The organism is Photobacterium carnosum (genome assembly GCF_021236965.1).
Classification (GTDB): Bacteria; Pseudomonadota; Gammaproteobacteria; order Enterobacterales; family Vibrionaceae; genus Photobacterium; species Photobacterium carnosum.
The window spans coordinates 228,814-255,565 of sequence record NZ_WMDN01000001.1; the positions used below are offsets into that span (position 1 = coordinate 228,814).

Here is a 26,752-nt window from a genome sequence, read left to right on the forward strand (position 1 = left end):
TCACGCATTATTACCATGTGTTATCTCATGACGAGACTTTATTTTGAACGGTATACATTATAACAGTATTCTTACTTAATACCGCATTACATTTAATCGCCATTCATTTTCACGTTTCATCAACACTCAGAAGGAATAACATAAACCAATGAAAGTATAACCATTCAATAAATCGTCCTTTACTCTTTAAAAATATTGCATATTACAGCTTAAATCAGTGGTTATCGCTACGTTTAGTTTAAAGTGTAATTTTTTATTACAAATAGATACTACTCATAAGTACTTGAAGAAATGTAAAATAGCTATCCATATGTATAAATACATTATCTGATAAAAAAGACACCATTGAATGAACAGTTAGCCATAGTATTATCAAAAATTCTTCATTAGATAATAATCAATAAAAAAGCCCCTAATACTCTTTCAACTGGAAAGATATTTATTAGAGGCTTTTATCAAACTATTCTGTTTTAATCTTGTGATACTTCAGGTATTGGAAATAAGCGATCATAAGCAATGTTATAAACATATGCATAAATAAGATAAAAAAGCACCATTCCAATATCAAGTACAAAAGCTTCCCACAACGTAACTTTGAGTACCCAAGACAAAATAGGAATAGTAACAACAAGAAGTCCAGCTTCAAATCCAATACTATGAATAATGCGGATAATAGAGGTTTTCGTAGCGGTTTTATAGCGACGATAAAGCATACGATCAAACCATATATTATAGATATAGTTCCAACCGGTTGCTAAAATTGAAAACGCAATCCCAACAACACCAACATGACTACCATCAAACCCAAATTGACTTAATACAAGCACCATTAAAATTAAGCCAATAATTTCAAAACAAATCGCATGGCGAATACGATCCAACCGCGTTCTCATCAAAAATTTCCTCAGTATATTTATTTTTATAATAGATAGCTTTATATGCATATAACTATAAATGTTTTTTTGCTATTAACAAGCTAGAACCCATCCGAAAAACAGATAGACAAGCTATTTATCTAACAACTCAGAAGCCTTACAACACCGTTGAGCTATAGCAATTGTTGAAGCTAACATCTTTGAGTCCATTGATTGCTGCAATGCTTTTTTATCTGCTTTTAATTGCATAACTTGCTGACGAAGTTGGTCTATAACCAATTGAGAATCATGTTGTTTTTTTACTTTTTCCTCTAATTTTTGAAATAAATCCTCGACATCAACAACACTGTTCTCTGTACCATCATCTGATATTGTCAATGCCTGTTGTCGCTGTGTTGCCTCTGCTGCAAGTTGCTTTACAAAGGATCCCATTTCATCGGCAGATCCAACGAGACGATTAAATATAAGCAAAAATGAACAAATTTCTGCATCAGTAGAAAAATTAGGATAACGTATTTTATGATCGATCTCGGTCCACGCTTCTTCAAAAATAGTTCTTACCTGTACTTCCGTAAAAACACACCGTTGTTGTAACTGAGTACCAAATACATAATGTAACGATCTATAACCTGCAGGATGTATTTTTACTTTAATATCCGCAGGTAATTTAGTTGAAACTTCATCATCACCATTTCTCACATAATAAACAGGTGGCTCTTCATACTGCCACTTACTCATTAAATAATCATGGATAACTAATCCATCATCTTTAAATAAATGTAAAGCCCGCACACCAATCAGATCAGTGACAATGGCATCATAGTTATATTGATTAATACCAAGATATTTAGTTTTGAATGTCGCAATATTAGGCTGTGTTTTTCTAACGATTTTTTCCATTAAATGCTGTGGTTTTTTTACTCGCCAGCGCACAGAATGGACGTGTGAACATTGCTGAATAATACGTGCATATGATTCAGCGGTAACATTTAGTGCTTCAGTTCGTTGTTCGTGGCACAAGCCGATTGCTTTTAATTCCGACCACGTAATCTGACTGGCTTGCCACTGTTGTTGACTAATCCGATTTTGGTGCAGAAATTCATCTTCTGTCAAAAAAGCAATACTCATTTTAGCTCACTTATTAATAAAGAATATTTATCTATAAATATTAACAATCAATTAAATATTACATCGTTTATCAAATTTATAATTGAACATAAATTATGCTTTTCATCTATGTATTTCAACTTAATACAAACTTTAAAATGATAACAAAGTTACCACTAATGGCATTACTGCTTTATTGAATAATTTATCTTAATCACCTGTCGATAATAATCATCAACCGAGTTTGCTAACAAAAAATGATAAAAAGCATACAGTGATACATTTGTGTATACCGTATATTCTCCACCATCATCAAAATTAATATACAGACAATCATTAGTTGCATCATGTCCTATTTTCTTTATTGAATCAGAATTAATAACAAACCAATTAATCATTCATATTCACCCGTTATTCATTGAATAATTAATCATGCCAAAAACGCTATAATATACCTACATTTTTTTGCTTTTCATTATTTTTGCAGTCAAAAACGGCACTTAACTAACGCTTCACCTAGTTGTACTAGTCACTTTAGGGCCGCTCACGTAAACTGACCTCATTATTTTGGTACTTAATCGTTTAGGAATTGAGTAAAAACATGAAACGTATTCCAACAAATATTATTACTGGCTTCTTAGGTGCCGGAAAAACCACCGCTATTCTTTCTTTGCTCGCTCGCAAACCTAAACATGAAAAGTGGGCTATTTTAATTAATGAATTCGGTAATATTGGCGTTGATGGTGCCCTTCTAGAACAACAAGGAGCTATCATCAAAGAAGTTCCTGGTGGCTGTATGTGCTGTGTTGCAGGCTTACCCATGTCTGTAGGTATTAATGCGCTATTAGCTCAGAAACCTGACCGCTTATTACTTGAGCCAACAGGTTTGGGTCACCCAAAAGAAGTCATTCATAAATTAACATCAGAAAGCTACCGCAACTATGTCGATTTGCGCGCAACAATCACCGTGGTTGATCCTCGCCATTTTGCAGAGAGCATTTATACTGATAACGTTAATTTTCAAGATCAACTCGCATTAGCCGATGTCGTCGTTGCCAATAAAATTGATCAATGTGATGACTTTGATTTATACACGTTCCAAACAGCAATGGAAAAAGCGGAGCCTAAGAAAGCTCTTATTGCTGAAGTTGAACATGGCCGACTTGAACTTGAATGGCTTGATATTGAACGTACAGATCGTCAGGCACAGCATAGCCATCATCATGGTCACGACCAAACAGAACCACTACCAGAATTAGAATTAGCGCCTGGACAACAATTTATTCGCAAAGAAAACCATGGTCAGGGCTATCACAGTTGTGGCTGGTTCTTTGCCGCTGATCAATTATTTGAATTTTCAAAATTATTCAGTCTATTTTCAAACCTCAGTGCTAATCGTATTAAAGCCGTAGTAAATACTGAAAATGGTTGCTTTGCTTTTAACGTTGTTAATCAAGTTGTGTCAGTGAATGAACTCTCACTAGAAGGATTTGAATCGCGTATTGAAGTTATTGATAGTGAGATCTTACCGTGGGATGAACTGGAAAATATTCTATGTTCAATCACTGCAAATACGGTAGCTAAATAATCCAATTAATCCGTCGTTATAGATTCATCGCTCATACCAATTGCAGTAATAGTGAGAAATTTTATCACTTTACTGCTAGGTTATAAAATAGAGCTCATAAAAAGAAGGGAGCACAAATGCTAAACCCTAATACTGCTAAAACAGTCATTGATCACGCACTATTTCTTGGTGCTGATTTTGCTGAATTATTTATCGAGCACCATCAATCAAGCTCGGTTCAACTTATTTCATCTGAAATTGATAAAGTCAATTCAGGCATTGATTTTGGTATTGGTATCCGTCTGTTTTTTGGACATAAAGTTCTCTACGGTTACACCAACAGCACTGATGAAGAAGAATTAAAACGCGTTACATCTTTACTTGCCGCTAAAGATAAGCGTGAGCAAATATTAACCGCTGGCACGCTTAACTTAAATCGTTATGACAATAAACATAGCTGTCAATTACCGCTTAGCCAAGATACCAATATGGCGGCTAAAATTGCATTTTTACGTCAAGCCGATCAAGCCGCTCGCGCCGAAAATGAAAAAATAGCCCAATTTATTGGTAGCGTTGCACAACGTGAACAACAAATTGAGATTTTCAACTCAGATGGCCTTCATATTGGTGACACGCGTCATTACACTCGAATTTCTGCTAATGCTGTTGCACAAAATGGCAGTGAGCAATCAACAGGTTATGAAGCACCGGGTGCATTTACAGGTTGGGAATTTAATACTCACCTTGACGCACAAAAGCTGGGCCATGATGTTGCACAGCAAGCAATGGTTAAACTGTTTGCAGAAGCCTGCCCGTCAGGTGAAATGCCCGTCATTATAGGAAATGGTTTTGGTGGTGTTATCTTCCACGAAGCCTGTGGTCACTTACTTGAAACCACTTCTGTTGCTAAAAAAGCGTCGGTTTTTTACGATAAGATGGGCGAAATAATTGCTAATTCCGTTGTTAGTGCTGTTGATGATGGCACCATGACCAATCAATGGGGTTCAATCAACATTGATGATGAAGGCATGGAAACCCAACGCACTCAACTGATTAAAGATGGTCAACTAACCAGCTTTATGGTCGATCGTATGGGGGGCTTAAAAACAGGCTTCGCACGTACAGGTTCTGGTCGTCGTGAATCTTATAAGTTCGCCCCTACTTCACGTATGCGTAATACCTTTATTGAGCCAGGTACAAGCACTCTCGATGATATGCTTGCAGGTGTTGAACGTGGCATTTACGCAAAAAAAATGGGTGGAGGCTCAGTACAACCAGGTACAGGTGAATTTAACTTTGCTGTCCAAGAAGCGTATTTAGTTGAGAACGGTAAAATCACTAAACCACTAAAATCAGCGACATTAATCAGTACTGGTCCTAAAGTATTGAAAGAAATTAGCATGATAGGTAATGATTTCGCACTTGCCGCTGGCATGTGTGGATCGGTAAGTGGCTCCGTGCCAACAAGCGTCGGTCAGGCTGCATTGAAAGTTGATAATATTCTTGTGGGAGGTGGCAACTAATGACAGATCAAAACGCACTACAACAGGCCATCGATTACGTACTTGATCGTGTTAAAGCACAAGATGCTGCTGCCGATGTTATTGCAAACCGTAGTAACAATTTTTCATTAAAAGCTAACCAAGGTGAACTTGACGAATACAAAGTAACGTCAGGTCAGGTGATTGGTGTACGTGTAATTAAAGATCAACGTACCGCTACCAGTTATTCTGAATCACTGGATCTCGCAAGCCTTGATTTAATGGTTAATAATGCATTAATCAATGCTCAGTATTCTCAGCAAGATCCCCATCAAAACATTAGTTGTCTTGATAGCCGTCTAGCTACCATTGAGCCCGAAGTTTATCAAATCGAAACCGCGACCGTTGATGAAAAGATTGATCTTGCATTGTCCCTAGAACAAGGCGTCGTTAATAAACCTCACGCAACTAGTGCGCCTTATAATGGTTTTGCTGAATCTGATAGCCATGTCATTTTAGCTAACACTCAAGGGACATTGTGTAGCCATAATGAGCGGTCGACTTATTGCTATGCTTATACGCTGTATGAAAAAGACGGTAAACAAGCCATGCATGGTGGCATGTCATCAGGACGTGTCTTTAGTCAGTTAGATCCTAACTATTGTATTAACCACGGTTATGAAATGGCACAAGCACTATTAGACGGTGCTCCGATTGCCAGTAAACACTATTCAGTGATCTTTACACTCAGTGCATTAAGTAATTTATTCTCAGCTTATGGCATGTGCCTGTCAGGACAAGCCGCAATGAAAGGGATAAACCCTTGGCGTGACGCACTTTTTACGCCAATTGCAAGTTCGCTACTGACCATTACAGATACTGCCTATGTCAATGGCGGCTTTGCGATTAAAGCATTTGATAGTGAAGGATTTGCGACCCGTGATACTTTATTAATTAGCGAAGGTAAGTTACAGAGCTTATTGCACAATAGCCATACAGCCAGCTACTTTGGCATTGAAAATACTGCCAATGCTTCACGCTCAGCAAAAGGGGGCTTAGGTGTTGGTGGATCGCATACCGTTATTCAGACAGGAAATAGCTCAGAAGCAGAAATCACTGCAGGCGAATACCTTGAGCTAGTCGAGCTACAAGGTGTACATTCAGGTGCAGATGCCGTTAGTGGTGATTTCTCATTTGGGGCTAGTGGTTTTCTATGTCGTGATGGACAACGTCTACAAGCCGTACGTGGTATTACGGTTGCGGGTAATTTTTACCAAATGATCAAAGAAATTGATGCCGTAGGTAATCAACTCAATAACGATTATAGCCGTAGTTTCTATGCGCCTAAAATCCGCTTTACGCGTTTGAATATTGCCGGAAAATAATACACTTATTAATGATAAACCTTACTGATACTTATATTCAGTAAGGTTTTTTTTGCGCTAACTCAAATACTTGTCTATTTTCATCTTCACAACTAACAATCTTTATTATTAGATTTAAGATCTTCCAGAAAATGCGATAACATAGAAAAAACACCTAATAAGAATAAGACTATGAATCTTACCGCCATTGCAACACTGCAAATGAATAATAAAATGTTTGCTAACCCACGTCGTATCGCACTATTAAAAGCCATTGATGTAACAGGCTCTATCAGTCAAGGCGCTAAATTAGCAGGCATTAGCTATAAAGCAGCCTCTGATGCAATTAAAGATATGAATACTAACAATGAACAGCCGTTAGTTAACTGTGAGAAAGGCGGTAAAGGCGGCGGTGGTGCAACACTGACGCGATTTGGTCAACGTCTAATCCAGATGTATGATCTTTTAAATAAAATTCAAGACATGGGCTTACAAGCGCTTAATGATGATAATGCACCACTTGATAGTTTACTCGGTGTTATGAGCCGTTTTTCATTACAAACCAGTGCGCGTAATCAATTATTTGGGCATATATCTGCTATTGAAACCCATGATTTACATGATATCGTCACGATAGCTATTACAGACAATCACCATATCCAAGCAACAATTACTCATGGTAGTACCCTGCGCTTACATCTAGAACAAAATAAAGATGTAGTAACCTTAGTCAAAGGTCCAGCTATTACAGTTTGTAGTGAAGAAAATTTAATTCATGGTAAGCGTGATCGGTTTGATAACCAATTACTAGGTACACTGACTGCAATGAAACAAGATCGTCAGTCAACAGAAATTACTATTAGTTTAAACGATGAGATAAGCATTTGTGCTTTCGTTGATAATCAAGATTTAATGGATGAAACTTTACGTTTAGGTATGCCGATTTACGCCTTATTTCATTCAACTCACGTGATTGTTGCAAGTATGTGTTAAATAGCTAATTTATACTCAATAATAGCCCTATGCTCAACGGAGTGAGCTGATTATTATCATCAATTTTTTATAAGCCTAAGCTACATTCTTCTGAAAAAGCATTGTAGTTAAAACCTTGTCTTATACAATCAGTAAAATGAGCATAGTCTTCATATTGCTGAATAATAATTAAACCACAAGCAATAAATACAAAAACGAGAGTGACCATATTCAACCAAATCTTTTTCTGTTTTAGTGAACATAAAAAAAGTGTAACTGATAATGGCACACAAGCAATGCTTACAAACCAAAGTGTCGCTGATGAAAATACCATTCTTATATAACCGTTAAAATACAATTAACACTACTAGCATTTTAACGCTTTTTTACTCAAATATGAGTTTTAATTTAAAAAATATACTTATTTGGCAAAAAAATAACACAAATAAAGATATATTTAAAAATAACGTTGCTTATATGAACGTTTCTCTATTGCATATACATCATTATACCTATTGGCAATAACTGCCAATAAGCACAATGATTATAAAATAATACTGAATTTAAATTAATAATTAAATAACAAGACCGCCATCCACTTTCAATACTTGTCCCGTAATAAAGCTCGATTGAGCACTCGCTAAAAATAATGCACTATTAGCAATATCTTGCGCCTTACCCATTCGTTTTAGTGGCGTTTTCGACGTCATATGCTTAATAACTTTTTCAGGTAAATCAACAGTCATCGGTGTTTCTACAAACCCTGGAGCAATACAATTCGCACGAACTTGCGCGCCCTTACGAGCAAACTCTTTCGCCCATGATTTCGTCATCGCAATCACGCCAGCTTTGGTTGCGGCATAGTTAGTTTGACCAATATTACCATCCGTCCCCACAACTGAAGACATGGTAATAATGGAGCCAATACCCGCTTGCATCATCACAGGAGCGATCGCTTGGGTCATATTAAACACACCTTTAAGATTAACATCTATGACGAGATCCCAGTCAGACTCTGTCATTTTATCAATCAAATTATCACGGGTGATGCCAGCATTATTCACTAATACATCAATATGTCCATATTGCTCTGTAAGCTGCTTTACCGCTTCTGCAACCCCTTTTCGGTCACATACATTAAGCTCTAATGCGGTAACATTTGGGAACTGCTGCTCTAAATCAACCATCGTTCCCATATTCATATCACAAGCGATAACACGTGTTGCATTTTGACGTGCAAATGTTTCAACAATACAACGACCAATTCCCTGGGCTCCACCTGTTACAAGACAAACCTTACCTGTTAGCATATCCTTCCCCTTAATATTATCGTCCTACAATAAAATCAAAACTTTAGCGCTCAATATTTAGTTTAGATAACTCTCGCTTGAATACTTATCTCAATATCACAAGACACAATTGCAAAAATGAAACAACACAATCAAACTCAATTATAAACAAATGCAACACGGCGCATAATAAGTATACTCTAATCATTATTAATGAATACAAATTAACCAATTAATACAGGGGAAATAATGTTAGATAAAATTATTTTTTCTTAATATTGTTTGATATCAATCAGTAACAGAAGCCGCGAAGCAATATGGAATTTCAACATCAATGGGACCCGTTTGATTTTTGAACAAAATGGCGAATATAATTCAATACAAATTTCACGTACGGTTGAAATTGATAACAGGGAGATTTAAAAGAATATCGCACTTACAGGAGGGGGAATTGCTTATTTACCCTATAGTAAAACTCAAGATGACTTACAACAAAATAAATTAGTGTCAGTGCTTAACAACTATATTAGCAGCGAATTTGAACCTAAGCCGTAATGTTATCAAAAAAAACACACAAAAAAGCCAGACTTTCGTCTGGCTTTTTTATCACACTAGCGCAAATTATGCGTCAGTACGAGGCTTACGGTCGCCAGCTGGACGCGCTGCAGCAGCAGCACCATCACGGTTGCCACGGTAGCCACCACGAGTGTCGTTGCCACGGTTGCGATCGAAACGACGTTCACCACCACGTTCACCACCACGGTTGCTATCACGGCTACCACGATGACCAGTACGCTCGCCACCATCACGGTTGCCAGCAGTACGTGGACGATGTTCACGCAATACTTCACCTTCAACAACAACTGCTTTAACGTCATTCTGGCGAATACGTAGTTTCTGCAATTGCGCTGTAACTTCTGCTGTCATCTTCTTAGGAAGTTGAACAAAAGTATGTGAAGGTGCAAGTTTAATCGCACCGATGAACTCTTTGCTTAAGCCAAGTTCGTTTGCGATTGCGCCAACGATATCTTTAACTTGAACACCTTGCTCACGGCCAACTTGTAATTGGTAAGTATCCCAATCAGCGCTGTTGAAAGTGCGACGTTCGCCACGATCACCACCACGTTCGCCACCACGTTCAGGACGATCGCCACGACGTTCGCCACGATCAGGACGGTCACCACGGCGTTCGCCACGATCACTACCACGATCATCACGGTCACCACGACGCTCACGACGTTGTGATTCACGCTCAATAGCTGCTAGCATTGGATCTGGACCTTTATAGAATAAAGGACGGTTACCTTGCTGGCGCTGAAGAAGCATTGCTGCTAGCGTTGCTGCATCAACATCAATTGATACTTGTAGTTTTTCTATAAGCTCAACAAATGCTTCAACACTTGTTTGTTCTTTCTGTGCAACTAATTCTTCGCCTAACTTATTAAGACGAGATGCTGCAACTAGATCACGTAGAGGAAGTTGAATTTCTTCCATACGAGACTTAGTTACACGCTCAATAGTACGTAGCATGCGGATTTGGTTAGTACGAACCAATAGGATCGCTTTACCTTCACGTCCAGCACGACCAGTACGACCGATGCGGTGAATGTATGATTCAACATCAAATGGGATATCGTAGTTGAATACGTGTGTAATACGTGCAACGTCTAGGCCACGTGCTACAACATCAGTTGCAACTAGAATATCAATCACGCCACGTTTGATATGATCAACAGTACGCTCACGTAGCGACTGAGGAATATCACCGTGAAGTGCCGCAGCTTTAAAGCCACGAGCAGATAACCAATCAGCTAGACGCTCAGTATCTTGACGAGTACGAACGAATACGATTGATGCATCTGTATTTTCAGTTTCAAGAAGACGACTCATTGCTTCGTCTTTCTCTACGCCCTTAACAATCCAAAATTGTTGAGATACTTGAGCAACAGTACGGTTCTCACCAGCAACGTCGATGCGTGCTGGATCACGTAGGAAACGATCAACGATTTCTTTAACGATTGGAGGCATAGTTGCAGAGAAAAGTACACGTTGTGCAGTTTCTGGTGCTTGTTCCATGATCCAAGTAACGTCGTCAACGAAACCCATTTTTAGCATTTCATCAGCTTCATCAAGAACGAAAGTAGATACTTCGTCTAGGTGAAGTTGCTTACGTGTAATAAGGTCTTTAACACGACCCGGAGTACCAACAACAATGTGAGTACCATTTTTTAGTGCACGCATTTGATCAACGATAGAAGCACCACCGTAAATCTCAAGAACCTTAAGCCCCTTGATGTTTTGACCAAGTACTTTAATTTCTGCAGCAACCTGAATTGCAAGCTCACGTGTTGGAGCCATAACAATAGCTTGTGGCTTATGCTGAGAAAGGTCTACTTTATTCAGTACAGGCAACGAAAACGCTGCTGTTTTACCAGTACCCGTCTGTGCTTTACCAAGCGCATCCGTACCAGTTAGAAGTAGAGGTATTGCCGCCGCCTGGATAGGTGTAGGCGCAACAAAACCCATAGAATCTAGTGCGGATAATAGTGTGTCGGCCAACTTCAGTTGGCGAAATTCTGTAACAGTTTCTTGCATTGGGATCCCAATATATGATCAACTTAAAAACGGGGCCCCTTTGCTACAGAGGGTTCTGCAACAGCAACCACTAGCACGGGCCTCGACTAATAGGGGCATATTGTGGGCTAATACTTGATAAAAAGCCAGAAAAAATTGAGCAACGTCACAAAATAACTCACAAACACCCATTTATTGAACAAATAGTACGTTGGATAAACATTTCACGATCTTACATAGATTATCAATTGACTATGTTGTTGAAAATACGAGCAATACTATAATGTAAATCTAGTCTTGCTGCCTTAAACTCGCTTTTGTTATTAGATTAGGGTAATCATTTGTTAGTATTTTTATATTGATTGTTATCTTCTCTGCTCTTTATAGAAGTTAGTTTTTTATTTTTACTTTTTTATTTCTTTCTTTCCTAAAAAAAACATTGTTACTAATTGTTTTAAAATGATTTTTAATAAAACAAACACCTCTTTATCCTGTTCTTTTCGTTAGCCGTGAACAACAAAAAGTAAAATATAGCAGTTTAAAGTTATTTTTTGTTTCTAATTAATATTTTTACAACGATTTATATTTATCGTCATATTTTGTCATTAATTATTTATCTTATGACATAAAACATAAAAAATTAAATATAACTAATTGATTTTATGAAAAATACTAATACTGAAGAAAATTAAAACAGTCAAATCTTGGTTTTATATGACCAAAAACGTATAGTGTCTATGTCGATAATCTGAGACCAGACATAATGTTTCAAGATAACCCGCTGTTAGCACAGCTAAAAAAGCAAATACAAGAAACACTTCCTAAAAAGGAAGGTTATATCAAAGCAACAGATCGTGGCTTTGGCTTTCTAGAAACTGATAACAAAGAAAGCATCTTCATTCCGCCAACATATATGAAAAACGTTATGCACGGTGATCGTGTTATTGCCGTTCTTCGTACTGAAAAAGAGCGTGAAGTTGCTGAACCACAAGAGCTTGTTGAACAAGCAATTACACGCTTTATTGGTCGTGTGAAACTGATCCGTAATCGCCTACATGTCATTCCAGATCACCCTCAATTAAAAGAAGCGATTAAAGCACGTACTATAAAAGGCCTTAATCCCGAAACATTAAAAGAAGGTGATTGGGTTGTTGCTGAGCTTACTCAACACCCTCTAGCCGCTAGCAATCAACCATTTTTCTGCGAAGTGAATCAAAAAATCACTGACAGTAATGACAAAATTGCACCTTGGTGGGTTACTCTTGCGCGTCATCAACTACCGAATGCAGAACCTGCACCTCAAGATAGTTGGACCATGCTTGATGAAGGTATTGAACGCCAAGATTTAACTGATTTGCCCTTCATTACTATTGATGGCGAATCAACTAAAGATATGGATGATGCTTTATATACTGTTGCTAAAGATGACGGTAGTTTTGAGATCACCATAGCGATTGCTGATCCTACATCTTATATCGCTGTTGGTGATAAGATGGATGATGAAGCACGTGAACGTGGGTTTACCATTTATCTTCCTGGCCGTAACATCCCAATGCTGCCACGCGAGCTAAGTGACGAATTATGTTCGCTTATCGAAAATGAAAAACGCCCTGTTTTATGCTGTCATGTTTCTATTGATAATACGGGTGTTATTCAAGACGACATCACGTTCTTTGGTGCATGGATCAAATCTCAAGGCCGCTTATCTTATGACAATGTTTCCGACTTCCTTGAAAACGGTCATTGTGATAATTGGACGCCAAACGCTGCGATAGAACAACAAATTGTTGCTCTACAAGGTTTTGCAACGTTACGTGCTGATTGGCGTATGGCAAATGCGGTGGTATTCCCAGATCGTCCAGATTACCGTTTTGAGTTAAGTGAAGATAACGACGTAGTGGCGATTCATACCGATTTACGTCGTATTGCTAATCGCATGATCGAAGAAGCGATGATCACTGCCAACATTTGTGCGGGTCGAGCTTTAAAAGAAAAGTTTGCGACAGGTGTATTTAACGTTCATAGCGGCTTCCACCCTGAAAAGCTTGATACTGCGATGGAATTTATTACCAATGCAGAAGCACCGTTTACTAAAGAAGAAATTGTTACTTTAGAAGGCTTCAGTGCATTACGTCGTTGGTTAAATACCTTAGATAGTACTTATCTTGATAATCGTTTACGTAAATTCCAAGCTTACAGTGAAGTGGCTAATACACCAGCACCACACTATGCAATGGGTCTGGATGTTTACGCGACATGGACATCACCAATACGTAAATACGGCGATATGATCAATCACCGTTTACTTAAAGCACTCATCACAGGTAATGAACCAACACAACAGCCAGATGACAGCGTAGGTGATGAAATTGCTAATCATCGTCGTCATCACCGCATGGCTGAACGTGATGTGTCTGATTGGCTATACGTTCGTTTACTTAAAGATGCAGTGAAGAAAGAAACTATCTTTAAAGCTGAAATCTTTGATATCAACCGCGCAGGTATGCGTGTACGCCTACTTGAAAATGGCGCTGCAGCCTTTATTCCAGGCTCGCTAATTGTTGATAATAAAGAACGTATTGTATGTAGTGGAGATCTTGGCATTATCAATATTGATGGTGTTAAAGAGTACCAACTTGGTGATACCTTTGAAGTGAAGTTAGCGGAAGTTCGCACTGCAACACGTCAATTAATCGCAAGACCTGTACAACAATACCCTGCACCAATCGTTACTTCAGCGCCAGAACAAGCAACAGACGCTCAAGAAAAAGCATAACGATTTTAATCGGCTTTACAGCAATAAAAGGCCAGTATTTACTGGCCTTTTTTACATCTTTCACACTATTATTCCAATATAAATAATTCAAAGAAGTCAGCATTTAATGTCAAATAATAATTCAAAAAACAATAATCCAGAAAGTAATACGCCAGAAAAACGCCAACTTATTGAGCAGCAAGTAAAACAATGGCTTGAAGATGTCGTTATCGGGCTAAATTTGTGTCCCTTTGCTGCTAAGCCTAATCGTAATAAACAAATCAGAATATTTGTAAGCGAAGACGATAATGAAAATGATCTGCTTGAAACCATTTACATGCAGTTCAAAGAGTTAGATGAAACACCACCAGAAACGCTTGAAACCATTTTGGTCGTAGCACCTTACTTATTTGAAGAATTTGATGATTACAATCAATTCCTTGATCTTATTGAAGGGCTAGTGGTTCAATTAGGTAAAAGTGGCACCTACCAAATTGCTAGTTTCCACCCTAATTACTGTTTCTATGGTGCAGAACCTGATGACGCAGAAAACTTGACCAACCGTTCACCATACCCTGTATTTCATCTTATCCGCGAAGAAAGTATGGCGAAAGTAATCAAACATTACCCAAACCCTGAAGCTATTCCCGAGCGTAATATCGAATGTGTTGAAAATTTAACACCGGAACAAATGCGTCAGTTATATCCCTACTTAATCAAATAACTATGTGTTTTCTTTTCGTTATAATTACGTGAAGCAATAACAATAAAATGACGGCAATATCCAATTATTGTCGTTATTTATTTGTTATATTAATGTCCTACTACATTTTCTGTTGAGGGCTTATTATTAAATGTTGTTATTGTCACGTTTACACTCACCAAATACTCGCTTTATACTGCCCTTTGTTATCACCACTCTAATGATTCTTAGCTATCCCCTATTGACGCCTTTCATAACGACATATGCCCAGCTATGGATTAAGCTTCCGTTTATCTTATTGGGTACGGTTGTTATTTTAAATTACAAACTGCCTCAAGCTCAAAGTGGATCTATTGCCATTGTTATGTTGATCGCTTACAGCGTTATTATTTATTGGTTACAAACCTCGTTAGCCAATACTGATACTAAATTAATTTTTTGTCTTTTAGCTACATTATTACCACTTAACCTTTTGTTACTACGCTTTATTTATCTACCAAAGCTATTTTCAGTTGCTACAACAATACTCTTACTCGGGCTTAGTCTTCAATATGGCATTACCGCCACTATCTGTTATTTCTATCAGGTGGATTTTTCAAACTGGCAACAAACCCACCTTTTTACTTATCACAACATCTCATCACTACCACTCATTTTAATTATATTTAATCTTGCTATAAGCTGTGGGGCGGGCGCACTAGCCGTCAAATACTATCGTCGTATTAATCGTCATATTTTCATATGCAGTTTATTAGCAACAACGACATTTATCTTTTTCCATTATCCTTTTATCTCAAGTACTACTTTTATCATCTGTGCCCTCTTTCTATTAACCGATCTTGGTTATTGCCGCTATCAACAAAACCTCTGTGATCCATTAACTCAATTGGCGGATCATCGAGCCCTTGCGCTATCCTTATCTCAGTTACAGCAAGATTACACTATCGTCGTCATTGACATTGATAATCAGGCTAAAATCATTGCTAAACATCACCCACAAGCCATTAATGATATTCAGCGTTCTATTGCGGCACAATTAGCACTACAGTCTCAACATTCAGAACATCTCTATTTTGTATCACAGCAATTTATTATGATTTTTAAAGATAGAAAAATAGTTGAATGTCAGTCAATAATAGAACGATTACAACAAGATATTGGTGCAGAAAAATATATTATAGAGCCAATTATTATTCAACCACTACCCGATCAAACTGAAACAAAAGCAAAAAAAGGACGCAAAAAAACAATAAAAGTCACGGTGAGCGCAGGAATAAGCGCTTCTCATGTAGATCAATCAGCTCTCACGGTTGTACAACAAGCAATTGATATCTTACAGGCCGCACAACAAGCTAAAAAGAAGAAAAACAATCAAATCTATGTCTCAGAAACCAACAACATATCAAGCTAACAATAAAGATACCTATCTATAAATGGAGAATCTCTATAAATGGAAAATCATTAATACAAGCTTAAATGAATCAAATAGCGCCAATCCACTATTTTATATTTTGGTATAAAATAAATAAGAGGTAATAATTAATAGTCAGTCACTAGCTGGGAGAATTAAAATGAACAATCAAGATAGAATTGAAGACATGGAACAAAAAATATCCATTGCCTATCAAGAAGGTCATTTTGAGCAAGCTAAAGCCCTTGAGAAAACACTTAAACGTATTCGTGGGCATCATAATTTATATGATGAAAACGATCCATACTCCCTTGAAGGCCGAATTTTTAACGATGATGAATAGCATATCAATGGATAAGTAAAGCAAAATACGCTTACTTATCCATTGCATAGTTTACTGTAAATGAATAACAACGATATAAGCAATTAGCCATGACTATTGTATCTCTGTACTGTGCATTTTTTCATGTAAAATAATACCCGTGTATAAATCCATTTCTAGCTCAACAGCTTCGCCCACTCTATTACGTGCTTTTACTGCAATTTCATTATGCTTTCGTTCGATCTTTATCATTCTAAAATCATAATAACCGTCAGATTCAAGTTGTTTCATTGCATTAGGTACGCTTAACATACTAACTGCACTGGTATCTACAGGATCAGCATAAGCAATATAGCTCTGTAATAAGCAACACATACTGCTGCTAATAAATAACACCTTAACACTTCTGATCACTTGTCCCCCTTAATAGCACACTGGCTAGCGTTAATATTAACCATATAAATATTCTCTCTTTTATACAAAGCAAGAATTAAGCCAATAATTAACATAAAACAACGCTATTTTATCTTAATTAGACCATAAAAATACAAATGATAACGTATTCGAAAACTATGATATCAATAAAAAACCACACAGACAGTGGCCTATAATAACTTATCGCATTATGGTAATTACTAATAAGAACACCATTGCCATACATGTTGCCGTTATGGAGCATCATCAATTTAAAGGATAGCATTATGTCAGTATTACATCGTATCGAAACTGATAGCATGGGTGACATTGAAGTCCCGCAAGACGCGCTTTATCAAGCCCAAACACAACGCGCAATCAACAACTTTCCTATCAGCGATTTAACCATGCCAAGTGCATTTATTCAGGCACTCGCCTATGTAAAACAAGCGGCGGCGCGTACTAACCTTGAGCTACACCTGATTGAGAATAAAACAGCGCATGCCATTATCGATAGTTGCCAGCTTATTATTGATGGCGCTCACCATGATCAATTCCCTATCGATATATTCCAAACAGGATCTGGCACCAGTTCTAACATGAATGCCAATGAAGTTATCGCAACGTTAGCCTCACAGCAATTAGGTACAACAATTAGTCCTAATGATGATGTTAATCGCGGCCAAAGCAGTAACGATGCCATTCCAACGGCTATTCAAGTCAGTACCGTCGTAACCTGCCACCAGCAATTATTGCCAGCTTTAAAATATTTAGAACGGGCGCTAGAAAATAAAAGTCAGCAATTAAAGGATTGTGTAAAAACCGGTCGTACTCACTTAATGGATGCGATGCCGATTACGTTTGGACAGGAATTAGGCGGATGGCAAAGTCAAATTGAGCATGCTCGATATGGCATTGAACAAGCATTAGAAAATGTTTCTGCATTAGCACAAGGTGGAACTGCAGTTGGAACGGGTATCAATACTCATCCGCATTTTGCAGCTATATTTGCTAAAAATATTGCTATCGCAACCGCAGTACCGTTTACGACTAGCAGTAATTTCTTTTATAGCATGAGTAGCCAAGATGCTGTCGTTGCTTTATCGGGCCAATTAAAGACCCTTGCCGTCGCCATCATGAAAATATCCAATGATTTACGGTGGATGAATTCAGGTCCATTAGCGGGTTTAGGTGAGATTGAATTAGAACCATTACAACCAGGCTCATCCATTATGCCAGGTAAAGTAAACCCTGTGATCCCAGAAGCGGCAGCAATGGTTGCCGCACAAGTAATAGGTAATGACGCAACCATTACCGTTGCTGGTCAATCGGGTAACTTTCAACTCAATGTTATGCTACCAGTTATTACCTATAACTTACTGCAAAGTATCAGTTTATTAGCCACAACCTCAATGCAATTAGCCGATAAAGCAATTACAACGTTTACAGTCTGTGACGAACACTTAAAACAAGCACTGAGTAAAAATCCGATTCTTATCACCGCGTTAAACCCAGTAATTGGTTATTTAAAAGCAGCCACTATTGCCAAAAAAGCCTATAAAGAACAACGTCCCATTATTGATGTTGCAGAACAAGAAACTAATTTAAGTCGCGCAGAGCTTGAATCATTATTAGATCCTAAAAAGCTAACTCAGGGCGGTATTGCAAAATAACGACTATCCTAATATCAGAATATAAAACATTGTTCAATTTTTAAACATTGATATAATAAACGCTGGTATTCAGCAATAAAACACCACCATTACTTGTTCAATCGTAAAACTGGATGTAACGTATAATATAAATAAACGCCAGTTCAATACCTTGGGCTGGATATCTCTTACAAGCAAAGAGCATTATTAATGAAAAAATTTGTTTTAGCCGCAGCTATCGCATCAACACTTTTTTTAGCAGGTTGTAGTGATAAAGTTGACGAGTCCACAATTACTAATATTGTTCAAACAAGCCAGTATGAACAACCTAATCTAGGTATTACTGCAAAAACGACACCTTTTGAAGTGAAAAACCTTAAGATTACTAAAGTATTACTTGATACTAAAACAGATTACAAAGCAGAAGTAAGCTACGATTTAGTTGCTAATAAGAGCTTAGACGAGTTTAAAACCTCAATGAAAGCACTAGCAGCAAAACCAAAAGCACCAGATACTGCCGCTGACACCACAACAGATGATATGTCATCAGCATTACATACCCTAAAGAACAATCTTGCGGCTGAAGTAATGGTTGTTGCATTTAGTGCTAAATACGGTGATTTCAAAGCAGGACAAACAGTTGATACTGTTAATGAGACTGTATCAATGCAAAAAGTAAATGATCAATGGATTAAAGATTAATTATTTGATCATAAAGCCAAAAAATAGAATAAAAACCGCCTCTCTGATTGAGGCGTTTTTTTATAAAAGCGCTTAGTATGAGAGAGTGACATTTAAAGCTAGAGAGAAGCAATAAACTCAGTTACAGTTATTAAATAGATGAATAGGTATTATAAGGAAGAATATACGATGAATCTTACTCAAGCGGTGTTGACAGTACCCTCACATATGGTACCGGGCGGCATACCACAGCCTGATCTCAAACAATTAGGATTCAGTAATTATGAGCATTGTTCGATCATCGATTCAACAAAGCTAACTCGCTTTACATTCTCACACCCCACCAAGCATGCAACCGAAGCACAATTTGACGACGCTATTGAGCAATTTATTTGGTTATTTGCCAAAGGCACTCCCTATGTTATCGACAAGAGCTTTACTGGAAAAACCCCCGATAGCCGTCATCGCTACTACTACACCAATAACAAACGTATCTGCGAAGCGATTAACTAATCTATTTCTCTTTAATGGCCAATCTATCGTATTCATCCTAGACTTTCTGTAACTAGATTGGCCAAAAATAACAACTTATAACATTATAACTTTGCCAATGTTCCACTGTCAGATTGTATCCGTAGCCAGTCACCATCATCTTTTAATAATAATAAAGTACCGTCAATATTGACTGATTTTTCCGTTAAGTGATTAAGCTGATGAGTATTATTTCTAAACACACGCTTTAAATTTGTGCCTAAAAGCGTATTCATATAATGCTGTAACGCGGCATCTTTTTGAAATACTACAGTCGTGTTATTCGCTAATTGAATCTGGATTTGTTCAATATCCGTCACAACAACTTGCTGCTGGGCTAATTCAGAAACAAGATCCAGATCGTTGATACAATTTGTTGTAATAGTAACGATAGTATTAGTCATTGGTATTCCCTTCTAAAAAGATATACATCGTATGATTTAAGTTACACCCGTCGTTACAGAAAAGACATAAGATCATTTTTATATTGCAACAACCTCTCTTTACCTTACCACAGGTATCTCTTTCGCCTAATGTAGTAAAAACACCATTAAAACATCATAAAAGTGTCATCTTTATTTTCTACCCTAAGGCTCTGCTGTGGCTTAATAAACTTACACACATTAACTATAGATATAACAACAAAAAATAAGGAATCACCCTTGCCATTTACAACTCAAACAATAATGAATACCAAAATAACAACGCCATCTTATCTTGCTATTTTTGACTTAGATGAAACGCTAATCGCTGCTGATTCAGCCAGTCTATGGAATCATTTCCTTGTTGAAAAAGGGCTTGCTCCTGTTTCATTACTCACACATGAACACGCCATGATGACCGCCTACGCTAAAGGCACGCTTGATATGACGAGTTACATGACAGCAACGCTTGAACCACTAAAAGGGAAAAAACCTCACATAATAAAACAGCGGGTTGATGACTTTATTCATGAGGTTATTACTCCAGCAATATACCCCCAGGCACTTGATCGTATTGAATGGCATCAAAAACGTGGTGATCATATTTTAATCATTTCAGCAACGGGCGAACATCTGGTTAAACCAATAGCCGCAGTCCTTGGCATCAATAATGTTATTGCGATTCATTTAGAACAAAAAGAGGGGATATATACGGGGAAAACAACCGGCATATTAAGTTTTAAAGAAGGAAAAGTTGAACGCTTAAAGCTCTGGTTACAACAACAAAATCATAGCTATAAAGGTAGTTATGGTTACAGCGACTCCATTAATGACTTACCGTTGCTTAACTTTGTTAATAAACCGTTCGCCGTTAATCCTGATCCCATGCTAGCGATGCATGCCCAAATGCAAGAGTGGACGATCATGGATTGGCGTCATGCTAACAATATTCTTCGTTAGTCATTCACTACTCACTGTTGCAATATATCGCTCTCAATTAAGCAACCAGATCACTATAATTCACTCTTTATTAATGAGAACATGTTAACAAACGATAAATATATTCTTTAACTATACTTGATAATACATTTTCAGTACCCATTTACAGATAGTAACAAACTAAATAAAATTTATTGTAGCAAACTATAGATGTAGTACAGCGAACGTAATACAGTATTCGCGCATTCTATTTCGATTTACAGATTATAAAGGTGCATTCATCACCTGTTCAATGTCTCTATGAGAATACTATAATTTGTAAGCAATCTTATTTAGCAAGGATGATGTTAGATAAAACAACATCAACCAAGCAACGGTACACCCTACCAATGACAGGGTATTGAGAAGGTAATAATCATGACTCCACAAGAAAAAGAACTGATTCAAAGCGTTGCTGCTAAGCTGCAAAAAAGCCCTGAAAGCAAAAAAGATGCAGACGCAGAGCAATTTATTAACACTGAAATTGGCGCACAGCCAGATGCTATTTACAAACTAACACAAGCCGTACTTGTGCAAGAAATGGCATTAAAACAACTAAAAGAAAAGAACGATTACTTAGAGAAGAACGCTGAATATTACAAAGAAGAATCAAACCGCGGCCCAATGAGCCGTATGTTTGGTGGTTCTCGCCAAGCACCACCTCAACAGCCACAACCGCCAGTTCATCAACCAAGTGCTTTCGGTGGTTTCATGCAAACCGCAGCTGGTGTTGCAGCCGGTATGGTTGCAGGTAGTGTGATTAGCAATATGATATTTGGTGATAAACCAGCAGAAACAGCAGCGGCAGATCCAGCAGCTGATGCAACTCCCGCAGCAGATGCAGCAACGGATACAACAGACACAGCACAAGCAGATGCTGCGACAGATGCAACGACTGATCCACAAGCTGATAATGAAAGCTTCCTTAATGATGACTCAAACAGCTTTGCGTCTGACTACACTGGCGGTTTTGGTGATTCAGGCTTCGGTAGTGATAATAATAGCGGTTTTGGTGATTCAGGTTTTGGCGGTGATGATAGCGGCTTTGGTGGTGACGATACCTTCGCTAACAATAGCGGTTTTGGTGACACTGATGGCGGCTTTGGTGATGATTTCGGTGGTGACGACGACTTCTAATCTCGTTGTTACTCGTCACACAAAAAGAGCGCTTATGCGCTCTTTTTTAATTGTAAGACTTAATAATCAACGTCTCGATGCTCTTATTTAATGAAGCATATCACTTTGCGATTACTACTCTCTTTATTTTAAAATTTCCATAGTAACGTTTAATACACCAGTACGAGGGTTACCAATAGCTTTAAATGCCGAGCTTGATAGATCAATTATACGTCCACGAATAAATGGACCACGATCATTAATAGTAACAATGACGCTTTTATGATTATTGATATTAGTTACTTTTACTTTGGTACCAAAAGGCAATGTACGGTGGGCTGCGGTAAGCTTACCTTGATCAAAAATTTGTCCATTGGCTGTCTTTCTCCCTTGGAACATATTGGCATAATAAGACGCTTTACCATCAATAACCTTTGACTTTGATGTTGCCGTTGATGTTGGCACAGAGATAGGTTTAACTTCTTTTTTATACTCAACTGGCTTGATGATTAACACTGGCCGTTGCGTATCCGCGGTTACGGTTTCTTTAGCAACCTCAGGACTCACACAGCCTGATACGACAATCAGCATAACTGAACTTAAACTCAAATTTCGTATCACAGATCCATTCATACCAACGACCTCCACCGAATATTATAATTTAGCTGTTTAATATGCCTCAATAGCAAACAGCCAATGATTGTTAAATTCTATCATTAAATGTAACCAAAATAGAATTAATTAAAAATGTACAATTTTCAAATAAAAAAAACCGACATTATTAATAATGTCGGCTACAAAAAGGAAATAATAAAACATACTGTTCTCGCTCCATCTTTTATTTCTACTTCCATTGTAAAAATAAGCAATGACAATATATACAAAGCAAGTTATATACCAACATCAAACACTCAAAACATATTAATATATATCACCCAATAATACCTTTCCATCCTACCTTTATATATTAATATCCTTTTTTGGAATATTTACCCGTTAATAAAAAACAATTGTTATAGCAAAATGCATTGCATATCTCTGCGCATTATTGAAACAATGTAAATATCAATTCCGTAAATTTACTCTAGTCGAATACAAAAAATCCCTTTAAAATACATATTTCCAATCAGCACAGAAATTCCACATGTTTAAATTATTAACCTCAATGCCACCATTGGTTGCATTAGCCATTGCCATTGTTTTTGAAGTCATTGCCACATCGTTTATTCCTAAAGCAGAGCAATTTACGAAACTCGTACCCAGTGTGATTATTATTACTGGTTATGCGATTGCCTTCTTCTTATTGTCTGTCACCGTAAAAACCATGCCAGTGGGTATTGTATATGCAATCTGGAGTGGTTCAGGCATTGTTCTGGTCGCAACCATTAGCTATTTTGCTTATGATCAGCGTTTAGACTTACCCGCCATGATTGGTATTGGATTAATTATTGCGGGTGTATTAGTGGTTAACCTTTTATCAAAAACTGTTTCGCACTAACCATCCCCAATGAAGCCTTTATCGTTGTTTTCATTTAAAGCTAAACAGGAGAAGCCTTTACTTCTCCTTTGGTTATTAGCGCCTACCTATTATTAGCACCTACATTGCAAGCATCAACAGCGTAGTCATTAATACCCGATAGAAGCAATAAAGTTATGCAGCCATTGCTGTCCTAGCGGTGTAAATACAAGAATAAAAACACTGATATTAATGAAAATTGTTAACCATAAAATCGCTTTAAACGGTTGTTTTTGAGATTTATGGCGTAATATTTTCTGCGCCCATAACGCACCAGGCCAACCACCTACTAATGCTAATAAATGTAAGCTCGCTTCTTTGGTTCTCCATGCCTCTTTTTGTGCTGCTCGCTTATCATGGGCATACACAGCAAAGGTTACAATACTCAAACAGACATAACCAATTAATACCCAATACGGGCATCGAGCTAACCACACCCAGCCAGCGACCAGAGCCAGAAATAACACGCTAAACCCTTGCGCTTTACTCATTGGCGCGGTGTATTTATCAAGTCCTGAATGTGCTTTAACAAACATGACTGATTTCGCTGACTTTTTACTTTTATTATCAACGCTTAGCTCATAAGAAACACGTTCATTCATCCGCGGTCGACTTTGACGATCACTCAACGCACTAATATGAAAAAATACATTCTCACCACCCGCTTGAGGTTGAATAAAACCAAAGCCTTTTTGATGATTCCATTGCACAACAGTGCCTTTATATTTCATATATTACCTATTGTTTTACACTGTAAACAGAATGGATCGTTATTGACAATAAAGAACAAATAACACCATGATTTATTAATGTTTTATTATAACGACCATCAATCGTTATTCTATTTAATTGTGGTTATTACAACATTGCATTGCCATAACCTTTTTTTTGCTATCAAGTTAATACTTTCATCATTAAAAATATCACAATTGTTGAGTCTGATTAAAGTAATGCATACAATAACAACACTTTTTCTTCCATTATTGTTATTAAATAATCGTCGTTAACCACGGCATAATACTCATCTCTACTTTCCGTTAATTTGCTTATTGCGCCTTTCATCAACTTAGGTGAACCATGCTTAAACGCTTTTTAAAACGCTTTGAAAATTTCACAGAAGCATTTCCGAAACAAGATCCTGAGCAACCACCACAGGGTATTATTGCTTTTTGTCGCTACTATAGCCGTGGTTTTGAAAAGCCATTGATTATTATGGCATTCCTTAGTGCTACGGTTGCTATTTTAGAAGTGGCACTGTTCGGCTTCATGGGAAAATTGGTTGATTGGCTGACAGAAAGTGATCCACATACCTTTCTCGCTCAAAATGGCACCAGTTTATTTTGGTTAGGATTAGTGATTTTAGTTGTCATGCCAACACTGGTATTGATTTCATCATTAATCACCAACCAATCGTTGCTGGGTAACTACCCTATGTCGATTCGCTGGCTCGCGCACCGTTATTTACTCAAACAAAGTGTGTCGTTCTATCAAGATGATTTCGCTGGCCGCATCGCGACGAAAGTCATGCAAACGTCGCTTGCTGTGCGTGAAACAGTAATGAAAACTGCTGATGTGTTTGTTTATGTCGCGGTTTACTTTACCTCATCGCTGGTCATTTTAGCACAGGCTGATTGGCTGTTAATGTTACCAATGCTGTTTTGGTTAGCCGCTTATATGTGTATTCAACTTTATTTTGTACCTAAACTTAAACACATTGCAGCAGAACAAGCAGACGCACGTTCAACTATGACGGGCTCAATTGTTGATAGCTACACCAATATTTCAACAGTTAAATTATTCTCTCACGATCAACGTGAAACTGAATATGCTGAAAAAGGCATGAAAGGCTTTTTAAGCACTGTGCATCAACAAATGCGGTTAGTAACAGGGTTTAACTTCTGTGTTCAATTAACTAACTATACCCTGCTGTTTGCCATTTCTGCGATCTCGATTTATTTATGGATGCACAGTGCAATTCAAGTCGGTGCGATCGCAATAGCTATCAGCCTTGCATTACGAATCAACGGCATGTCGATGTGGATCATGTGGGAAGTCGGCGCATTATTTGAAAACATCGGTACGGTAGTTGATGGCATGAAAACCTTATCAAAGCCAATTGCGATTGAAGATGCCCCTGATGCTGAACCATTAGACGTCACTCAAGGTGGCATTGAATTTGATAATGTTAGCTTCCATTATGGCGAGAACAAAGGCGTGATCAGCCATCTTAACCTCAACATTAAGCCCGGTGAAAAAGTCGGTTTAGTCGGTCGCTCTGGCGCAGGTAAATCAACCTTAGTTAACCTATTATTGCGCTTCCATGATGTTGAAGGCGGACAAATACGCATTGATGGCAAAGACATTACCTCTGTCACTCAAAACTCGTTACGTTGTAACATAGGTATGGTCACCCAAGACACTTCATTACTGCATCGCTCCATTCGTGAAAATATTCTCTATGGCGCGCCTGATGCTGGTGAAGAACGATTATTAACGGCAACACACCAAGCACATGCGCATGAGTTTATCGAAACGCTAACCGATTCCTTTGGTAACGTCGGTTATGATGCTCAAGTGGGTGAACGTGGCGTAAAACTTTCAGGTGGTCAACGTCAGCGTATTGCTATTTCACGGGTCTTACTTAAAAACGCACCAATATTGATTTTAGATGAAGCCACATCTGCGTTAGATTCTGAGGTTGAAGCGGCCATTCAAGAAAGCCTCAATAAATTGATGCAAGGCAAAACCGTCATAGCGATTGCACACCGTTTATCGACCATTGCCGCGATGGATCGCTTAATTATTCTCGATAAAGGTCAAATCATTGAGCAAGGATCCCATGCTGAGTTATTACAGCAACGCGGTATTTACGCGCAATTATGGGCGCATCAGACAGGTGGGTTTATTGGCGAGCAGGATATTTCAGTTGCCGCTGATGATTTGAATCAGAATATATAGAAGAGGTAATCCAGTAGTAAGCGATTTAGTGTTTTAATTAAACAGCAATAAAATTGAGTAATGC

25 protein-coding genes are annotated in these 26,752 nt (G+C 37.8%); 15 read left to right on the top strand and 10 right to left on the bottom strand.

Going from position 1 to position 26,752, the window contains the following annotated elements; all coding sequences use genetic code 11:
- Positions 1-470: 470 nt before the first annotated feature.
- The 3 genes from GLP24_RS01055 to GLP24_RS19940 form a co-directional block, all read right to left on the bottom strand.
- On the bottom strand, positions 471-893 hold the full coding sequence (locus GLP24_RS01055; RefSeq protein ID WP_101769468.1) for a PACE efflux transporter: 423 nt from the start codon (positions 891-893) through the stop codon (positions 471-473).
- A 114-nt stretch (positions 894-1,007) separates the two neighbouring features.
- Entirely contained in the window at positions 1,008-2,003 is a 996-nt protein-coding gene (locus GLP24_RS01060) for a RelA/SpoT domain-containing protein (protein WP_152654040.1), read from the bottom strand.
- Positions 2,004-2,167: 164 nt separating this feature from the next.
- On the bottom strand, positions 2,168-2,380 hold the full coding sequence (locus GLP24_RS19940) for a KTSC domain-containing protein (RefSeq protein ID WP_407951486.1): 213 nt from the start codon (positions 2,378-2,380) through the stop codon (positions 2,168-2,170).
- A gap of 203 nt (positions 2,381-2,583) precedes the next feature.
- On the opposite strand from GLP24_RS19940, the gene GLP24_RS01065 reads away from it, so the two are divergent.
- The 4 genes from GLP24_RS01065 (at position 2,584) to GLP24_RS01080 (ending at position 7,387) form a co-directional block, all read left to right on the top strand.
- On the top strand, positions 2,584-3,570 hold the full coding sequence (locus GLP24_RS01065; RefSeq protein WP_232579464.1) for a CobW family GTP-binding protein: 987 nt from the start codon (positions 2,584-2,586) through the stop codon (positions 3,568-3,570).
- 116 nt (positions 3,571-3,686) lie between these two features.
- Positions 3,687-5,072 carry a TldD/PmbA family protein gene (locus GLP24_RS01070; protein ID WP_232574661.1) on the top strand — a complete coding sequence of 462 codons (1,386 nt, stop codon included), beginning with the start codon at positions 3,687-3,689 and terminating at the stop codon, positions 5,070-5,072.
- Positions 5,072-6,415, top strand: coding sequence for a TldD/PmbA family protein (locus GLP24_RS01075; RefSeq protein ID WP_232615402.1), 1,344 nt, complete (start codon positions 5,072-5,074; stop codon positions 6,413-6,415). The genes GLP24_RS01070 and GLP24_RS01075 overlap by 1 nt, the downstream gene beginning before the upstream one ends.
- Positions 6,416-6,586: 171 nt before the next feature.
- A complete protein-coding gene (locus tag GLP24_RS01080; RefSeq protein ID WP_101769474.1) occupies positions 6,587-7,387 on the top strand; it encodes a TOBE domain-containing protein in 801 nt (266 codons plus the stop codon).
- 67 nt (positions 7,388-7,454) lie between these two features.
- Here GLP24_RS01080 and GLP24_RS01085 read toward each other — a convergent pair whose 3' ends face one another.
- From GLP24_RS01085 to GLP24_RS01095, 3 genes are all read right to left on the bottom strand, one after another.
- On the bottom strand, positions 7,455-7,700 hold the full coding sequence (locus tag GLP24_RS01085; RefSeq protein ID WP_101769475.1) for a hypothetical protein: 246 nt from the start codon (positions 7,698-7,700) through the stop codon (positions 7,455-7,457).
- A 241-nt stretch (positions 7,701-7,941) separates the two neighbouring features.
- Positions 7,942-8,676 (bottom strand): 3-oxoacyl-ACP reductase FabG, encoded by a 735-nt coding sequence (gene fabG / locus GLP24_RS01090; protein ID WP_221944513.1) that lies wholly within the window; start codon positions 8,674-8,676, stop codon positions 7,942-7,944.
- 600 nt (positions 8,677-9,276) lie between these two features.
- The gene (locus tag GLP24_RS01095) at positions 9,277-11,250 is read right to left on the bottom strand and encodes a DEAD/DEAH box helicase (protein ID WP_101769477.1); all 1,974 of its coding nucleotides are present in this window, start codon (positions 11,248-11,250) and stop codon (positions 9,277-9,279) included.
- A 742-nt stretch (positions 11,251-11,992) separates the two neighbouring features.
- Here GLP24_RS01095 and GLP24_RS01100 point away from each other — a divergent pair.
- The 4 genes from GLP24_RS01100 to GLP24_RS01115 all read left to right on the top strand — a co-directional run bounded on the left by GLP24_RS01100 (position 11,993) and on the right by GLP24_RS01115 (position 16,441).
- On the top strand, positions 11,993-14,005 hold the full coding sequence (locus GLP24_RS01100) for an exoribonuclease II (protein WP_101769478.1): 2,013 nt from the start codon (positions 11,993-11,995) through the stop codon (positions 14,003-14,005).
- A 106-nt stretch (positions 14,006-14,111) separates the two neighbouring features.
- Positions 14,112-14,708, top strand: a complete 597-nt coding sequence (locus tag GLP24_RS01105) for a DUF1415 domain-containing protein (protein ID WP_232615403.1) — start codon at positions 14,112-14,114, stop codon at positions 14,706-14,708.
- Positions 14,709-14,838: 130 nt separating this feature from the next.
- On the top strand, positions 14,839-16,098 hold the full coding sequence (locus tag GLP24_RS01110; protein WP_232615404.1) for a GGDEF domain-containing protein: 1,260 nt from the start codon (positions 14,839-14,841) through the stop codon (positions 16,096-16,098).
- Between the two features lie 160 nt (positions 16,099-16,258).
- Positions 16,259-16,441: a hypothetical protein gene (locus GLP24_RS01115; RefSeq protein WP_045029599.1), complete on the top strand. Its 183-nt coding sequence runs from the start codon at positions 16,259-16,261 to the stop codon at positions 16,439-16,441.
- Between the two features lie 93 nt (positions 16,442-16,534).
- Here GLP24_RS01115 and GLP24_RS01120 read toward each other — a convergent pair whose 3' ends face one another.
- Positions 16,535-16,834 carry a PepSY domain-containing protein gene (locus GLP24_RS01120; RefSeq protein WP_227990466.1) on the bottom strand — a complete coding sequence of 100 codons (300 nt, stop codon included), beginning with the start codon at positions 16,832-16,834 and terminating at the stop codon, positions 16,535-16,537.
- Positions 16,835-17,121: 287 nt separating this feature from the next.
- Between GLP24_RS01120 and GLP24_RS01125 the strand changes: the two genes are divergently transcribed.
- From GLP24_RS01125 to GLP24_RS01135, 3 genes are all read left to right on the top strand, one after another.
- Entirely contained in the window at positions 17,122-18,507 is a 1,386-nt protein-coding gene (locus GLP24_RS01125) for a class II fumarate hydratase (RefSeq protein ID WP_232615405.1), read from the top strand.
- Between the two features lie 189 nt (positions 18,508-18,696).
- A complete protein-coding gene (locus GLP24_RS01130) occupies positions 18,697-19,188 on the top strand; it encodes a hypothetical protein (RefSeq protein ID WP_232615406.1) in 492 nt (163 codons plus the stop codon).
- Between the two features lie 168 nt (positions 19,189-19,356).
- Complete coding sequence (locus GLP24_RS01135) at positions 19,357-19,680, top strand: hypothetical protein (protein ID WP_101769484.1); 324 nt, start codon at positions 19,357-19,359, stop codon at positions 19,678-19,680.
- An 83-nt stretch (positions 19,681-19,763) separates the two neighbouring features.
- On the opposite strand, the gene GLP24_RS01140 is transcribed toward GLP24_RS01135, so the two are convergent.
- Entirely contained in the window at positions 19,764-20,102 is a 339-nt protein-coding gene (locus GLP24_RS01140; RefSeq protein ID WP_232583710.1) for a hypothetical protein, read from the bottom strand.
- A 258-nt stretch (positions 20,103-20,360) separates the two neighbouring features.
- Between GLP24_RS01140 and GLP24_RS01145 the strand changes: the two genes are divergently transcribed.
- Both GLP24_RS01145 and GLP24_RS01150 read left to right on the top strand, forming a co-directional pair.
- Positions 20,361-21,080 carry an HAD family hydrolase gene (locus GLP24_RS01145; protein WP_232615407.1) on the top strand — a complete coding sequence of 240 codons (720 nt, stop codon included), beginning with the start codon at positions 20,361-20,363 and terminating at the stop codon, positions 21,078-21,080.
- A gap of 396 nt (positions 21,081-21,476) precedes the next feature.
- On the top strand, positions 21,477-22,235 hold the full coding sequence (locus GLP24_RS01150) for a DUF2076 domain-containing protein (protein WP_101769487.1): 759 nt from the start codon (positions 21,477-21,479) through the stop codon (positions 22,233-22,235).
- Positions 22,236-22,358: 123 nt separating this feature from the next.
- Here the strand turns inward: GLP24_RS01150 and GLP24_RS01155 are convergent, their stop codons facing one another.
- The gene (locus GLP24_RS01155) at positions 22,359-22,847 is read right to left on the bottom strand and encodes a septal ring lytic transglycosylase RlpA family protein (protein ID WP_101769488.1); all 489 of its coding nucleotides are present in this window, start codon (positions 22,845-22,847) and stop codon (positions 22,359-22,361) included.
- A 532-nt stretch (positions 22,848-23,379) separates the two neighbouring features.
- Between GLP24_RS01155 and GLP24_RS01160 the strand changes: the two genes are divergently transcribed.
- The gene (locus GLP24_RS01160) at positions 23,380-23,712 is read left to right on the top strand and encodes a DMT family transporter (RefSeq protein WP_152654052.1); all 333 of its coding nucleotides are present in this window, start codon (positions 23,380-23,382) and stop codon (positions 23,710-23,712) included.
- Between the two features lie 128 nt (positions 23,713-23,840).
- Here GLP24_RS01160 and GLP24_RS01165 read toward each other — a convergent pair whose 3' ends face one another.
- Positions 23,841-24,461: a DUF1294 domain-containing protein gene (locus GLP24_RS01165; RefSeq protein WP_232579455.1), complete on the bottom strand. Its 621-nt coding sequence runs from the start codon at positions 24,459-24,461 to the stop codon at positions 23,841-23,843.
- 346 nt (positions 24,462-24,807) lie between these two features.
- On the opposite strand from GLP24_RS01165, the gene GLP24_RS01170 reads away from it, so the two are divergent.
- A complete protein-coding gene (locus GLP24_RS01170) occupies positions 24,808-26,688 on the top strand; it encodes an ABC transporter ATP-binding protein (protein ID WP_232615408.1) in 1,881 nt (626 codons plus the stop codon).
- Positions 26,689-26,752 lie beyond the last annotated feature (64 nt).

Coding starts and splice junctions, on each gene's coding strand:
- GLP24_RS01165 (WP_232579455.1), bottom strand. CDS start 24,461: ATGAAATATAAAGGCACTGTTGTGCAATGGAATCATCAAAAAGGCTTT.
- GLP24_RS01170 (WP_232615408.1), top strand. CDS start 24,808: ATGCTTAAACGCTTTTTAAAACGCTTTGAAAATTTCACAGAAGCATTT.
- fabG (WP_221944513.1), bottom strand. CDS start 8,676: ATGCTAACAGGTAAGGTTTGTCTTGTAACAGGTGGAGCCCAGGGAATT.
- GLP24_RS01110 (WP_232615404.1), top strand. CDS start 14,839: ATGTTGTTATTGTCACGTTTACACTCACCAAATACTCGCTTTATACTG.
- GLP24_RS01140 (WP_232583710.1), bottom strand. CDS start 20,102: ATGACTAATACTATCGTTACTATTACAACAAATTGTATCAACGATCTG.
- GLP24_RS01095 (WP_101769477.1), bottom strand. CDS start 11,250: ATGCAAGAAACTGTTACAGAATTTCGCCAACTGAAGTTGGCCGACACA.
- GLP24_RS01115 (WP_045029599.1), top strand. CDS start 16,259: ATGAACAATCAAGATAGAATTGAAGACATGGAACAAAAAATATCCATT.
- GLP24_RS01100 (WP_101769478.1), top strand. CDS start 11,993: ATGTTTCAAGATAACCCGCTGTTAGCACAGCTAAAAAAGCAAATACAA.
- GLP24_RS01060 (WP_152654040.1), bottom strand. CDS start 2,003: ATGAGTATTGCTTTTTTGACAGAAGATGAATTTCTGCACCAAAATCGG.
- GLP24_RS01065 (WP_232579464.1), top strand. CDS start 2,584: ATGAAACGTATTCCAACAAATATTATTACTGGCTTCTTAGGTGCCGGA.
- GLP24_RS01055 (WP_101769468.1), bottom strand. CDS start 893: ATGAGAACGCGGTTGGATCGTATTCGCCATGCGATTTGTTTTGAAATT.
- GLP24_RS01160 (WP_152654052.1), top strand. CDS start 23,380: ATGCCACCATTGGTTGCATTAGCCATTGCCATTGTTTTTGAAGTCATT.
- GLP24_RS19940 (WP_407951486.1), bottom strand. CDS start 2,380: ATGATTAATTGGTTTGTTATTAATTCTGATTCAATAAAGAAAATAGGA.
- GLP24_RS01155 (WP_101769488.1), bottom strand. CDS start 22,847: ATGAATGGATCTGTGATACGAAATTTGAGTTTAAGTTCAGTTATGCTG.
- GLP24_RS01080 (WP_101769474.1), top strand. CDS start 6,587: ATGAATCTTACCGCCATTGCAACACTGCAAATGAATAATAAAATGTTT.
- GLP24_RS01135 (WP_101769484.1), top strand. CDS start 19,357: ATGAATCTTACTCAAGCGGTGTTGACAGTACCCTCACATATGGTACCG.
- GLP24_RS01085 (WP_101769475.1), bottom strand. CDS start 7,700: ATGGTATTTTCATCAGCGACACTTTGGTTTGTAAGCATTGCTTGTGTG.
- GLP24_RS01070 (WP_232574661.1), top strand. CDS start 3,687: ATGCTAAACCCTAATACTGCTAAAACAGTCATTGATCACGCACTATTT.
- GLP24_RS01125 (WP_232615405.1), top strand. CDS start 17,122: ATGTCAGTATTACATCGTATCGAAACTGATAGCATGGGTGACATTGAA.
- GLP24_RS01105 (WP_232615403.1), top strand. CDS start 14,112: ATGTCAAATAATAATTCAAAAAACAATAATCCAGAAAGTAATACGCCA.
- GLP24_RS01130 (WP_232615406.1), top strand. CDS start 18,697: ATGAAAAAATTTGTTTTAGCCGCAGCTATCGCATCAACACTTTTTTTA.
- GLP24_RS01075 (WP_232615402.1), top strand. CDS start 5,072: ATGACAGATCAAAACGCACTACAACAGGCCATCGATTACGTACTTGAT.
- GLP24_RS01150 (WP_101769487.1), top strand. CDS start 21,477: ATGACTCCACAAGAAAAAGAACTGATTCAAAGCGTTGCTGCTAAGCTG.